General features: G+C 62.9%; 6 protein-coding genes. All 6 read right to left on the reverse strand.

Going from position 1 to position 14,105, the window contains the following annotated elements; translation table 11 throughout:
• Position 1 precedes the first annotated feature (1 nt).
• The 6 genes from OHL11_RS03165 to rfbB all read right to left on the reverse strand — a co-directional run bounded on the left by OHL11_RS03165 (position 2) and on the right by rfbB (position 13,999).
• Positions 2 to 6,865 carry a non-ribosomal peptide synthetase gene (locus OHL11_RS03165; RefSeq protein ID WP_263370022.1) on the reverse strand — a complete coding sequence of 2,288 codons (6,864 nt, stop codon included), beginning with the start codon at positions 6,863 to 6,865 and terminating at the stop codon, positions 2 to 4.
• Complete coding sequence (locus OHL11_RS03170; RefSeq protein ID WP_263370023.1) at positions 6,862 to 8,670, reverse strand: amino acid adenylation domain-containing protein; 1,809 nt, start codon at positions 8,668 to 8,670, stop codon at positions 6,862 to 6,864. Before OHL11_RS03170 ends, OHL11_RS03165 begins: the two co-directional genes overlap by 4 nt.
• On the reverse strand, positions 8,670 to 10,094 hold the full coding sequence (locus OHL11_RS03175) for an oligosaccharide flippase family protein (protein WP_263370024.1): 1,425 nt from the start codon (positions 10,092 to 10,094) through the stop codon (positions 8,670 to 8,672). The genes OHL11_RS03170 and OHL11_RS03175 overlap by 1 nt, the downstream gene beginning before the upstream one ends.
• Before the next feature lie 111 nt (positions 10,095 to 10,205).
• Positions 10,206 to 11,708, reverse strand: coding sequence for a sugar transferase (locus OHL11_RS03180; RefSeq protein ID WP_263370025.1), 1,503 nt, complete (start codon positions 11,706 to 11,708; stop codon positions 10,206 to 10,208).
• A gap of 312 nt (positions 11,709 to 12,020) precedes the next feature.
• Positions 12,021 to 12,905, reverse strand: coding sequence for a glucose-1-phosphate thymidylyltransferase RfbA (rfbA, locus tag OHL11_RS03185; protein ID WP_263370026.1), 885 nt, complete (start codon positions 12,903 to 12,905; stop codon positions 12,021 to 12,023).
• Positions 12,902 to 13,999: a dTDP-glucose 4,6-dehydratase gene (rfbB, locus tag OHL11_RS03190; protein ID WP_263370027.1), complete on the reverse strand. Its 1,098-nt coding sequence runs from the start codon at positions 13,997 to 13,999 to the stop codon at positions 12,902 to 12,904. The genes rfbA and rfbB overlap by 4 nt, the downstream gene beginning before the upstream one ends.
• Between the last annotated feature and the right edge of the window lie 106 nt (positions 14,000 to 14,105).

Genomic DNA, 14,105 nt, shown 5'->3' on the forward strand with positions numbered 1-14,105 from the left:
GTTATGAGTCCTTCCTGAGGATGAAGTTCTGTCTCGACACTGCCTTGATGCCCTTCTTCGCGGGGGCGGCGGATGAGGCTCCGGTAGTGTCCGTATGGGTGAGGGTTGCTGCCAACGCCTGAATGGTACGCAGGGCAAGAATCTGCGCAGCCTTAATCGGTAGGCCTTCGCGCTGGCAGCGTGCTGCCATGCGGAAGATCGTGAGTGAGTCAGCGCCGAGCTCGAAGATCGAGTCGGTGGTGCTCACTTCTTTCTTTTCAAGCAGCTCTGACCATATGGTGACGAGCTTGGCTTCCTGTTCGTTGGCCGGCGGCGTAATCGTACGCGGAGCCGCGCTGGCGCGGTGCGAGGCCAACAGTGCTTTCCTGTCGATTTTACCGTTCGACGTCTGCGGCATCGAATCGACCAGTACGATATCGCGCGGCTGCATGTACTCAGGCAGTACACGTTGGGTCGCCATACGCAGATCATTCGCCGTGACGTTGCTGCCCGCTTCCATCTGCGCGAACGCGATGACGTAGGCTGCAGCGGTCTCTGTCGCAGGTTGCAAAGCCACTACGGCCTGCACGACCTCGGGCTGCTTGCGGAACGCAGCTTCGATTTCGCCAAGCTCGATGCGATAGCCGCGAATCTTCACCTGCGAGTCGCCACGGCCGCCAAGGGCGATCGTGCCGTCGGCGATCCAGCGACCGAGGTCGCCTGTCTTGTACAGGCGGCCTTCGCCGAAGGGGTTCGCGATAAACGCTGCGTCGGTGAGGTCGGGGCGGTTCCAATAGCCGCGTGCGAGGCCTTCGCCGCCGATGTAAAGATCGCCGGGGACTCCGATGGGCAACGGCTGCAGTTCGCCATCGAGCACGTAGAACGTGGTGTTCGCAATCGGGCCACCGATGCGCGGCGTCTCACTGGCGTTCTCGATGCGCAGCGTGGACGACCAGATCGTCGTCTCCGTCGGGCCGTACATGTTCCACACGTCGTTGGTCTCTGCGAGCAGCTGCTTCGCCAGTTCGCGCGGCAGAGCTTCGCCGCCGACGAGGGCCTTCAGCTTGATCTCGCTGTTCCATCCAGCATCAAGCAGCACGCGCCACAGGCCAGGCGTAGCCTGCATCACGTTGGCACCGGTGCGGCGCAGCAGGCCGAGCAGCAATGCGCCGTCGCGAGCTTCTTCGTCCGTAGCGATGATCACGCGACCGCCTGCAAGCAAGGGCATCAGCAGCTCAAGCTCGGCGATGTCGAAGGACACCGTCGTCACCGCAAGCAACGCGTCGCTGGCGGTGAAGCCCGGCTCACGCATCATGCTGTGCAGCAGGTTCATCAGCGCGCCATGCTCGACGGCGACGCCCTTAGGTTTGCCGGTCGAACCCGAGGTGTAGAGCAGATACGCAAGGTCGCCCGAGTTCACGGTGGGCAGCTGTGCGCCGTCGTGCTTTGGCTGCGGGCCGGTCACGTTGATGCGCGGAGCCGTGGAGATGATCTTCGGATCACGGCTGGTGAGCAGCGCCGCGATCTTCGCATCGCCCATGATGAGGTCAAGGCGCTCCTGCGGGTTGTGGCTATCGAGCGGCACGTAAGCCGCGCCCGCTGCCATCGCCGCCAGCATGGCGCCGAGCATTTCGATGGAGCGATCGAGCGAGATGCCTACGACATCGCCCGGCTGCACGCCTTCTGCGAGCAAGCGATGCGCGACGGCATCGACGTACTCATGCAGTTCACGATAGCTCCACTTGTGTCCGTTGCATTCGACTGCAATCGCATCAGGACGAGCCGCGGCATGGCGCGCCAACGCCTGCGGCATTGACTCCCATGCCCCGAAGTCAGCCTTCGTGCTGTTCCAGGCCTCGAGCACTTGTGCACGCTGCGAAGCAGGGAGGAGCGGAAGCTTCGTGACGGGCTGCTCGGGCATCGTCGCAACGCTCGAGAGGATCTGCTTCCAGATCTCCATCCAGCGCTCAATCGTTGCACCGTCGAAGAGTTCCGTGTTGTAGTCGCACGTAAACTCCACGCCTGCGGGCGTCTCCATCACGTTCAGGAAGAGGTCCGTGTTTACGAAGCGCTTGGCGTTCGAGATTACCGACGCGTTCAGGCCATCGAACTTCACGCCTTCGCCGAGCTTCTCCAGGTTGAACTGCACCTCGATCAGCGGCATGCGCGAGGAGTCGCGCGGCAGATCGAGCTCACGCAGCAGGCTGCCGAAGGTGTACTCCTGGTGGCTCTGCGCGTCGAGCATGGCCGAGCGCGTGGCCTTCCAGTGTTCAGCAACGGTCTCGCCTTCACGCAGCTCGCTAAGCATCGGCAGGAAGTTCACGCAGTGGCCGACGAGCGTTTCGCCTTCGAGTAGCGCCTGACCTGCGGTGGAGATGCCCACCACGACTTCGCTCTGCTGCGTCAGGCGATGCATCAGCATCTGGAACGAGGAGAGGAACGCCACGTAGGGGCTGGCGCCGCTCTTGCGCGCGGCCGTGCGTGCGGCTTCGAAGATCTCCGCCGGCACGGTACCGCGATACGTTGCCCCCGCGAATCCGCGAACGGCAGGGCGCGTGCGATCGCTCGGCAGATTCAGGCGCGGCTCGCGGCCTGCGAAGCGCTTTACCCAGTACTGTTCGTTCTCGCGGAACTCACCGGCTACGGTGCGCTCCTGCTCGCGCACGGCGTAAGCAGCAAAGCTTGCGGGCTCCGGCAACGACTCCATAGCACCGCCGTTGGAGTAAAGCGAAGCGATCTCTTCGAGCAGCACGTTCGCCGACCAGCCATCGAGCACGATGTGATGCGCTGTGAGCACGACGGTGTAATGCTCTGCGCTTTGGCGGAAGCACACAACGCGCAACAGCGGCCCGCGATGCAGGTCGAACGGTGTGGCAGCTTCGGCATCGACGCGCGAAGCTACGGCCTGCGCGCGGGCATCCGCTTCAAAGGTGCTGACGTCGGCAAACTCGATCTGTCCGGAGAAGACCGGCGACACATGCAGCATCTCGCCAGACTCATCCACGGTGCTGCGTAGCGCATCGTGGCGCGCAACGGCGGCATCCAGCGCGAAGCGTAGCGCGTCTTCACGCACAGCACCGCGCAACTCCAGCGTGACGGACTCGTTGAACGCACAGTTCGCTGCATCATCAAGGCTCGCGGCCAGGAAGATCTCGCGTTGCGGTTCGGTCAAGGGCACAGTCGAAGGTGCATCGCGGCGCAGCTTCATCGGCGCGACCGCGGACTCGACCGTTGCGGTCAACGTGGCGCCGCTGCGTGAAGCTTCGACGGCTGCATCGCCTTCGGCGACGGCTGCGAGCTCTTCATCACTTCCGCTCGGCAGAATGCCGAGGCCGTGAAGCTCTGCAATCGTTGCACGGAATGCGGCGAGCACGGTTTCGATGTCCGCATCGCTGTGCGCCGTGGTGAGGAAGCAGGGGTAGCCTTCCTGAATATGGACGCCACGCGCGCGCATCGCGTAGTAGAAGAGCGGCGCAAGCTTCCACTCGCTCGGCAGCGAAACGTAGAACCACGAAGCGAAGCCGAAGACGCGGAAGGGAATGCGCTTCTCGGCGAACATCGCGTTCACATCCTGCTCCATACGACGCGTCTTCGCGTTGAGCGTCTTCTGCAGCTCGGGGCCCTGCTCGTTGAGGAACGTCAGCACAGCGCGCGCGATGCTCAGCGCCTGCGGATGACGCACAAAGGTGCCTGCGAAGAAGGTCATACCGACTTCAGGCGTGGAGGCGTCGCCGAAGTTCCACGCTCCCCCATCGAGCGCGTCCATCCACTTGGCTTTGCCCGAGAGCACGCCGATGGGGTAGCCACCGCCGACGACCTTGCCGTAGGTGCAGAGGTCGGCGCGAATGCCGAGGTACTCCTGCATGCCGCCCGGTGCCACGCGGAAGCCGGTGACGACTTCGTCGAGAATCATCGTTGTGCCGGACTCTTCGGTCAGGCGGCGGACTTCGCGAATGAACTCGAAGGGCTGCACTTCAGGATGGCGCGTCTGCACAGGCTCGATGAGCACTGCAGCGAGATCGTTTGCGTTCTCGCGCAGCCACTGCATCGATGCTTCGGTGCCGTACTCGAGCACCGTGACGTTGCCGACGTTCTCTTGCGGAATGCCCGGTGCGATGGGCATAGAGCCAGCGGGCGTGGAGCGCACGAGCACCTCGTCGAAGGTGCCGTGATAGTCGCCTGCGAAGTAGACCACGCGTTCGCGTCCGCTGATCGTGCGCGCGAGACGAATCGCGGCCATCACCGCTTCCGAGCCCGTATTGCAAAAGGTCACGCGATCGTTGCCGGTCATCGCCGCGAACATCTGAGCGACTTCGCCCGCGAGCACGGACTGCGGGCCGATGGCGACGCCGGTGTGCATCTGCGCGATCGCGGCTTCCACCACAAACTCCGGCGAGTGGCCGAACATGATGCAGCCGTAGCCGTTCACGATGTCGATGTACTCGTTGCCGTCGACGTCGATGATGCGCGAACCGTTCGCGCGATCGGTGACGAGCGGGTAGACCATCTCCTTCCACTGCGGGCGGAAGCCTGCAACGGCGCGCGGGTCAGCAAGGTTCTTGCGCGACTCCGCCGTGATGCGCTTGGAGCTTGGCGTCTTCTCGACGTAGGCCGCAATCAGCCGCTCCATGTACGCGGTCTGCTCGGACGTAACAGCATGTGTCGCCTTCTGAATTGTGCGGAAGGAGCCATGCTTCACCTCGCCGAGTGCGGCGGCGTTGAGCGTGGGCTTCTTCGCAGCGGGGTTCAGCTTCGCACTGCCTGCGCTGAGTGGTTCGAGGCCAGCGAGCTTGCGGAGTTCGTCGATCTGTCCGGCGAAGAGTCCGCTCAACTGCTCGATCTGCTGCTGCAGAGCCGCGCCAACGACGCCGGACTCGCTTGCTGCAGGGGCGGCGACTTCTGCAGGCAGGGTAGCATCGAGGAACGCTGCGAGCTTGGCGACGGAGTCGTCCTGCTCCATCAACTGACGGAACGAGATCGGCGTGCCGAAAGCCTTCGACATCATCTGCGCGGCTTGTGTCATGCAGAGCGAATCGAGGCCGAGCTCGAGGAAGGAAACGTCGTCTTCTTCAGAGTTGATCGTGACGCCAGACACCTTGTGCAGTTCATCGGCGACACGGCGACGCAGAGCGGGAACGCGATCTTGCGCGGCGGCCGCGGGAGCCGTTCCCGCGGATGCGCTTGCGGCTTGGGTCGAGGGCGCAGAAGGTGCCGCTTCCATCCAGAAGCGCTTGCGCTCAAACGGATAGGTCGGCAGTGCGATGCGCTGTGCGGGCTCGGCGAAAAAGTCCTCAAGTGCAGCATCGTTGCTGGCGTTCAGCCATTCTTGCAGCGCTTCATTGGAGGGCTGGGATGCTGCGGACTTCAGCGCAGAGATCGCTTCTTCACGCGTGGACGCCATGAACGCGGCGCGATGCGCATACGCCGCGCGACCGGTTGCGAGCGTGTAGGCCACATCATCCAGTTGCAATTCAGGGTGCTGTGCAAGGTGTACGGCAAGCTCTGTGCGCATGGCTGCGAGAGCTTCGGGTGTACGTGCGGAAAGCACGATCGGCAGCGGCTTCGCGGCAAACGCAGCCGCTGTGGTCGCGGGCGATTCTTCGAGGATAACGTGTGCGTTCACGCCGCCAACGCCGAAAGCGGAGACGCCAGCACGAAGCGGAGCCTCTCCGCTCCACGGCCTGGCTTCCGCGATGAAGCGGAAGGGCGAGTTCGCCATCGTGAGGTGCGTGTTCGGCGTGCGGAAGTGAGCGAGCGCGGGCAGCGTGCGCTCACGCATTTGCAGGATCGTTTTGATGACACCGGTGACGCCAGCGGCTGCGTCGAGATGGCCGACGTTTGCCTTGGCGGAGCCGATGGTGCACCAGCGCTTGTCGCTTGCGCCAAAGACTTGATTGAGCGCGGTGAACTCCACGGGGTCGCCGAGCGGCGTGCCTGTGCCGTGCGCTTCGATGTAGCTGATGTCGCGCGGCTCAAGGCCTGCCATCGCCTGCGCGTTGCGCAGTGCGCGTGTCTGGCCGTTGACGCCCGGCGCCATGTAGCCGACCTTTTCGCCACCATCGTTGGTGACGCCAAAGCCGCGCAGCACCGCATAAATCGTGTCGCCGTCAGCGACCGCGTCTTCGAGGCGCTTGAGCAACACCATGCCTGCGCCATGGCCGAAGACCGTGCCGCTGGCCGCTGCGTCGAAGGGACGGCAGGTGCCGTCGGCGGACATCAGCGAGCCTTCCTGGGCGATGTAGCCGCGCTCCTGCGGGAAGGTGATGGACACACCGCCAGCGAGCGCCATGGAGCACTGATAGTTCAGCAGCGACTGCGCTGCTTGCGAGATCGCGACGAGTGAAGTGGCGCAGGCGCTCTGCACCGTCATTGCGGGGCCGCGGAGGTTCAGCTTATACGCGATGCGCGTGGTGAGGAAGTCTTTGTCGTTGCCCAGTGCTACGGCGAACTCGCCTGTCTGATAATTCGCCGCGAGCTCTGCATTGGCCGCGCGGTCCCCCAGAAGGTTGTTCAGCAGGTAGGTGTTCAGACTGCAGCCGGCGAAGAGGCCGATGTCGTCGGTGTATCGCGACGAAGCGTAGCCTGCGTGCTGCAGCGTTTGCTCGGCGACCTCAAGCAGCACGCGATGCTGCGGGTCCATGCGCTCTGCGTCGTAGGGCGTGATGCCGAAGTACTCATTGTCGAAGAGGTCGGCATCGGCGAGCACGCCGCGCGCGGCCACGTAGCCAGGCGTCGCATTGTCGGCAGCGAAGTGAGAAACGCTGTCTTTGCCTGCGAGGATGTTCTGCCAGAACTCCTCGATGTTGCGGGCCCCGGGGAAGCGGCCTGCCATACCTACGATTGCCACGGACTGCTCTGGAAGGGGATAAGTGGCGGTCTTCTTCATGATTGCGTGACCTTTCCTGGGAGTCGTATCGGTCGGAAGCCGGTGCGACTTGGGGTGCTAGGCGCTTGGGTTTGAGGCTTGGCCTCGAGCGCGGTCGCCAGCGAGCGGATGCTCGGAAATTGGAAGAGCGTAAGGATACTGATCGGCTGGGCAAGCGTGTGCTCCAGCTCTGTTCTCAGTTTGTGCAACAGCAGGGATGTTCCGCCCGCTTCGAAAAAGTTCTGCTCAGGATGAGGCGTGGCATCAAGGGCAAGTACATTGCGCCACGCGAAGGCGATCTTCGTCTCTGCGGAAGAGAGCGAAGTGTGGTGAGTTGCGGCCGCGGGCTTCTGCTCACCGAGCAGAGCCAGGGCCTTGCGATCGATCTTGCCGTTGATGGTCAACGGCACCGCGTCGATCGCGATGAAACGGTTGGGACGCATGTGTTCGGGCAGATGCTGCGTCGCGAAGCTGGCGAGTGTTGCGGGCTCTGCCTCGCCGACGAAGTACGCGCAGAGCAGGCTGCTGCCAGCGGCCACGTCAGCAACGACCTGCTTCACCTGCGGATGCTTCAGCAGCACGGCTTCAATCTCGCCAAGCTCAATGCGATAGCCGCGAAGCTTCACCTGACGATCACCGCGGCCGAGGTATGCGAGTTCGCCGTCTTCGCGACGACGTGCAAGATCGCCCGAGCGATAGAGCTTGCCTTCGCCGAAAGGGTTGGCGATGAATCGTTGTGCGGTCAGCTCCGGCAGATTCAGATAGCCGTGTGCCACGCCTGCGCCGCCGACGAAGAGCTCGCCTTCGGTGGTGGGCTGCAGGTTTTCGTCGAGCAGATGCAGTTCGAGGTCCGGGATCGCAACGCCGATGAGGCTGTCGTTCTCGTTCGCTGCATCGCCTGCATATACTCGGCGATACATGACGTGCACGGTCGTCTCGGTGATGCCGTACATGTTGATGAGCTGCGGCTGTGCGTCGCCGTGGCGCGCAAACCACGGTGCAAGCGATCGCAGATTGAGCGCTTCGCCGCCGAAGATGACGTAGCGTAGCGAGCGCACCATTTCTGGCTTGCGTGCCTCGGCCTGCATCAGCAGGTTGAAGGCTGCGGGCGACTGGTTGAAGACCGTGACGCCTTCGCGTTCGATGAGAGCGCAGACCGCTTCGGGGTCGCGGCAGGTCTCGAATGGCACGAGCACGAGGCGGCCGCCGTAAAGCAGCGCGCCCCAGATCTCCCACACGGAAAAGTCGAAGGAGGGCGAGTGGAACATCGTCCATACATCGCTTGCGTGGAAGCTGTACCAAGGCTCGGTCGCGGTGAAGAGGCGCAGCACGTTGCCCTCGCTCACCATCACGCCCTTGGGCTTACCGGTGGAGCCGGAGGTGTAGATCACATACGCGAGGTCTTCGCGCGAGCGCTCTGGCCAGGCGCGCGTTTCACCGTGGAAGGCAACAGCTTCGCTCAACAACAGAGCATCGGCGGCAACGTTTCCATCATCGGCAAAAACGATGCGCGGCCTGGCGTCTTCAAGCGTCTGCGTGATGCGTGCCTGCGGGTAGCGCGGGTCGATGGGAAGGTATGCTGCGCCGACACGCGTAACTCCGAGCATCGCGGCGATGAGTTCGATCGTGCGATCGCAGACCAGCGCGACGAGGTCGCCGCGTTGCACACCACGTGCCTGCAGCGCGCAAGCGACGTTGGTCGCCATGCGGTCGAGATCGCCGTAGCTCGCGCTGCGGTCGCCCAGCGTGACAGCGAGCGCCTGTGGCTGCTCGGCTGCGCGCGCGGCGAAGGCGTCGGCGAGGTTGTTGAACGTGCGGAGATCCATCAGTAGTAGGCTCCCAGCACGAGTTTGTGAATCCAGAAGTTCAACGCGAGGCAGGCGAGGAAGACGAGCGTGAGCAGGAAGTCCTGGCGCAGCGGCTTTATGCCGTGCTTCACCGCGCCAAACTGCGTGACGACGTAGAGCGGGAAGTCGCCGGCTGCGATGGCAACGATGGCGCCGGGCAAGCCGTACATCGTGTAGCCAATGGGGATGCCCACGAGCATGGCAGCGGCGTAAGCAGCGTTGCCGCTGGCGTTGTAGGCGCTGATGCCGCGCGCCATCAGCGCCGGGGCGCTGGTGTTGTAGAGCAGCGTGTGCCACAGGCCGATCGCGAGAATCGGGATCATCCAAACGGCATCGTGATAACGCGTCGGATACACGCGCGAAACGACGTAGCCGCCCCACGCGCTCATGATGCTGAGCATGGCCGCTCCTGCAAGCAGCACATAGAGGCGATAGCGCAGGTAGCGACGGCGAAACTCTTCCGGCGCGAGGTCCTTGAGGCGTGCGGCAAAGGGGAAGCCGACGCGTGAGGAGAAGGCGTTGATCACCGAGCGCGGCACATCCGAGATTTGAAACGCAACGGAATAGACGCCGAGCACGGTCATTGTGGTCAAGCGGCCTAAGAGAAGGCGGTCAGCCTGCGAGGCAAAGAAGAAGAATGCTGTTCCGAGGAAGATCCACTTGCCGAAGGCAAAGATCTCGCGCAAGCTCTCGCGGTCGAGCGAGAAGCGGTTGCGATGCCCCGGCACGAACATGGGCAGATGACTCAACACTAAGCGGAAAGCGTTCGAGAAGATTGCGCCTGCGACGAGTGCCCACACAGTGTGGCTTGCATAAGCCCATCCGATCGTGAAGACCAGGGTCACAACCTGTGTGGAAGTGTCAACGAAGAAGAGTCGACGCACGCCCATGTGTCGCGAGAGCGTGAGAAGACCGGTGCTGTTGAAGCCCGTGATAATGGTCGTGAGCGCGAGCACCGGCAGAATCTTTGCCAGCGGTGGGTCGTGGTAGAAGTGCGCTGCAGGAATGGCAAGAATGCACGCGCCAATCCACATGATCAGGCCACGCAGTACCTGTATTGTCCAAGCCGTGTCGAGAAAAACTGGATCGTCGCCACGGCTGTTCTGGATGATGCTCGGCTGCAGGCCGACATCAGACAGCAGCGTGACGCCGACGATCAGAGTCGTCACCAAGGTCATCTCGCCGATCGCCGAGGGCAGCAGCAGATGCGTGAGCACGAGGCTGTTGACGACGCGCAGGCTCTGGCTCAGTCCATAGTCCAGCACGGTCCATACGGTTGCGCTGACGGCACGCTTCTCCAGCGCGGCTACAGAGCCGGCGCGCTGACCCGCTTCGTCGATCGCGGGTGTCGAGACGAGCTGTGCCGCCTCGAGAGTTTCCTCCGGTGTCTGTGTCTGTTCCATGAGCCTCAGTTTGCGAAAGCGGTTGAGCGGTGTTTGCCAACAGGGTAACGTTACTGCGGCGAGGTGAAGGCTTTTTCTGCGCCGCCACTCACCAGAAATGACAACAGCGGTTTAGCTGGCGCCGCGACCGAAGAGAACAGCAGGAATCGTCATCAGCAGGATGCGCATGTCGAGCTTCAGGCTCCACTCGTCGATGTACTTCAGGTCGAGGGTGATCCACTGATCGAAGCCCAGGCTGGAGCGACCGCTCACCTGCCACAGGCCGGTCATGCCGGGCAGCACGGAGAAGCGGCGCATCAGGTGCAGTTCGCTGAAGCGCTGCACGTCGCGCTGGTTCAGCGGACGCGGGCCTACGAGCGACATCTGGCCCTTCAGCACGTTGAGCAACTGCGGCAGTTCGTCGAGCGAGGTCTTGCGCAGGAACGCTCCGAGGCGCGTCACACGCGGGTCACGCGTGATCTTGAAGACCGGTCCACCGGCTTCGTTCATGTGCTCGATGTCCGCCTGGCGCGCTTCGGCGTCGACGACCATGGAGCGGAACTTCAACATGCCGAAGCGACGCTTGTTCAAGCCGTAGCGCGTCTGCTGGAAGAAGATCGGGCCCTTGCTCGTGAGCTTCACCCCGATCGCGATGATAAGCATGATCGGGCTGGCGATGAGCAGCACGAGCGATGAGACAGTGATGTCCATCATGCGCTTGAGCAGCATGCGGCTGTCGTTGTGCGTCATGCGCAGCACCACGCGGCCATCCTGCGTGCGTGTGGACTTCGTAACGTCGGAAGAGAAGAGCTCGGCAGGGTAGTGCGGCTCGATGCCGGCGAGCGCGCACATGTTCACCACATGCTGAATCTCGTTGTAGTGCGACTTCACCGGAAGCGCGATGTGCATCTCGTCAACGGCGTGCTCCATGAGGAACGGCTCAAGCTCGTCGAGCGTGCAGAGGTGCTGGCCGATCTCGCGGTCAGCAGAGTCGTTCGGCACGGCGTCGATGTAGCCGATGACGTTGTAATCCTGGTTCGCGTGGTGGCGCAGCTTCCATGCCATGATGTGTGCCTGGCGGCCGCTGCCCACGACGACCACGTTCAGCTTGGTGCGGCTTTCAGCCAGCCCCAGCTGCGCCCACGCCATCACGGCAAGGCGCGGCAGCAGCAGCACCGCTGTGCCTGCAAAGAAGAAGAGCATCGCGTTCCACGCGAGCGGGATGCCGGGATGAACCACATGTCCCACGCCCCAAACGGTGGTCGCGCAGATCAGCATGGAGAGCAGCACGCGGCTTACGATCGCACGCAGGCTGTACTGGCGATAGAGACCCACGGCCCACATCATCGGCGCCCAAACCAGAAGGCAGGCGACGACCAGCATCACATCGCTCACGGCGACGGAGCCAGCGACCCACTGCGAAAACGTCATGCCTCGATGGCGCAGCGTGGCAGCAAGGCCCATCTGCAACAGGGTGGCGGTTAGCAGTACGAGGTCAAGCAACATCCAGCGCATATCGCGCAACATGCGAAAGGTACGGTTCTGCACAATCATTGCTGCCTCGGTTTGTGCCGGTGTGGCGGTTGCGTCGAAACCAAGCCGTTCTTCGGTGATCGTGTTTACCTGAGGGGTCATCGGCGGGGTGCTTCCTTTGCGGAAAAACGACGTGGGCGGTGTACAGCCACTTTTTGGATTGTCCTCATCCTAGGAACATTCCCACCGCTCCGCCATTCAACTTCGGCGGCACACCTAACACCTGTAGGTAACATTACTGCCCGCTGAAAACCTCGATCTGAGCGTGTTTTCGTCGCGAGCCTCAGGTTACCTTCGGTTATCGGCAGGCCAAGTGTCCACTTCAGCACCGAACCAGCGTGATACACGCCCGTTTTTCCGGAAAAGAAGAACCCGCGCCTCAAGGAGACGCGGGTTTAGTGGGTTGTCGTGAATTTAGTAGACGATTTCCTTCGTCAGGCGGCGGAGGTACTCGCCGTAGGTGCTCTTGCCGTAGTTGTCGGCGAAGGCCTGCAACTGCTCGGCGCTGATCCAGCCGAGGCGATAGCTGATTTCCTCGGGGCAGGCGACCTTCAGGCCCTGACGCTTTTCGATCGTCTGGATGAACATCGAGGCTTCGAGCAGCGAATCGTGCGTGCCGGTGTCGAGCCACGCCATGCCGCGACCGAGAACGCTGACGTTCAGGCGCTCGCGTTCGAGATACCAGGAGTTCACGTCCGTGATCTCAAGCTCGCCACGCGGTGAAGGCTTGATGCCTGCGGCCACCTCGACAACGTCCGGCGGATAGAAGTAGATGCCCGTGACGGCGTAGCGCGAGCGCGGCTGCTTCGGCTTCTCTTCAAGCGAAATCGCCTTGCGGTCCTTGTCGAACTCGACCACGCCGTAACGCTCGGGGTCGGTAACCGGGTAGGCGAAGACCTGGGCCGTGTTGGAGTCCTTTGTGGTCTTCGCAGCTTCGCGCAGGTCGTGTGCGAACTCGTGGCCGTAGAAGATGTTGTCGCCCAGCACCAGGCAGCTGGCGTCGCCGGCGAGGAACTCCTTGCCGATGATGAAGGCCTGCGCGAGGCCGTCCGGCGAAGGCTGCACGGCGTACTGCAGCGAAACTCCCCACTGCGAGCCGTCGCCCAGCAACTGCTGGAAGCGCGGCGTGTCCGCCGGGGTGGAGATGATGAGGATCTCGCGAATGCCCGCAAGCATGAGCGCCGAAAGCGGGTAGTAGATCATCGGCTTGTCGTACACCGGCATCAACTGCTTGGAGGTCGCCAGCGTTACCGGATGAAGACGCGTGCCGGAGCCTCCGGCAAGGATGATTCCCTTCATGCCGTCACCTCGCGCGCGCTGTAGTTGCTCTCCACCCAGTTGCGGTAGGCGCCCGAGGTCACGCCCTCGACCCAAGCCTGGTTCGCGAGGTACCACTCCACGGTCTTGCGGAGGCCGGTCTCGAAGCTTTCCTGCGCCTTCCAGTTGAGCTCGCCTTCGATCTTGCGTGCGTCGATGGCGTAGCGGCGGTCGTGGCCCGGGCGATCGGTGACGTGCGTGATCTGCTTGCTGTAGCTTTGCGCCGCGGGCTTCAGCTCGTCGAGCAGCTTGCAAAGCGTCGTTACGACGACCATGTTCGTCTGCTGGTTCGATCCGCCCACGTTGTAGGTTTCGCCGATGCGGCCGGTTGCGAGTACCGCTTCGATGGCGCGGCAGTGGTCGGCCACATAGAGCCAGTCGCGCACCTGCTGGCCGTCGCCGTAGATCGGCAGCGGCTTGCCCGCGAGAGCGTTGTGCAGGATCAGCGGAATCAGCTTCTCGGGGAACTGCAGCGGACCATAGTTGTTCGAGCAGTTGGTGATCAGCGTGGGCAGGCCATAGGTGTGCTGCCAGGCGCGCACCAGGTGGTCCGAGCTCGCCTTGGAGGCCGCATACGGGCTGTTCGGCGCAAAGGGTGTGTCTTCGTGGAAGGCCGGATCTTCGGGCTTCAGCGTGCCGTAAACCTCGTCTGTCGAGACGTGCAGAAAGCGGAAGTGCGGCTTCTCGTCTTCGCTCAGGCCGTTGTAGTACTCACGCGCGGCTTCGAGCAGGCTGAAGGTGCCATCGATGTTCGTCTTGAGGAAGGCCGAGGGGCCGAGGATCGAACGGTCGACATGGCTTTCAGCGGCGAAGTGCACGATTGCGCGCGGCTTGTGTGTGGCCAGCAGCTCGCGGATCAGCTTGCCGTCCAGAATGTCGCCGTGGACAAAGGTGTGGCGCGCATCGCCCTTGAGCGGGTCGAGGTTCGCGGGGTTCGCCGCGTAGGTCAGCACGTCGAGGTTCACCACCGGACACGCGGAGGCGTCGGACAGGTGTTCCAGCACGAAGTTTGAACCAATAAAGCCGGCACCGCCGGTTACGAGAATGGCGGAGGCCGCCGATACGGGAATGGGCATGGTCTGCAAAATCCTTCGACTGAACAGGCGGCGCGCCAGCGTTCGACGGACACCTCTCTCCGAGGATGTCACCTGCCTAGTGCTTGCAGAATACTGCAAACCTCGC

Source organism: Granulicella cerasi, assembly GCF_025685575.1.
Lineage (GTDB): Bacteria > Acidobacteriota > Terriglobia > Terriglobales > Acidobacteriaceae > Granulicella > Granulicella cerasi.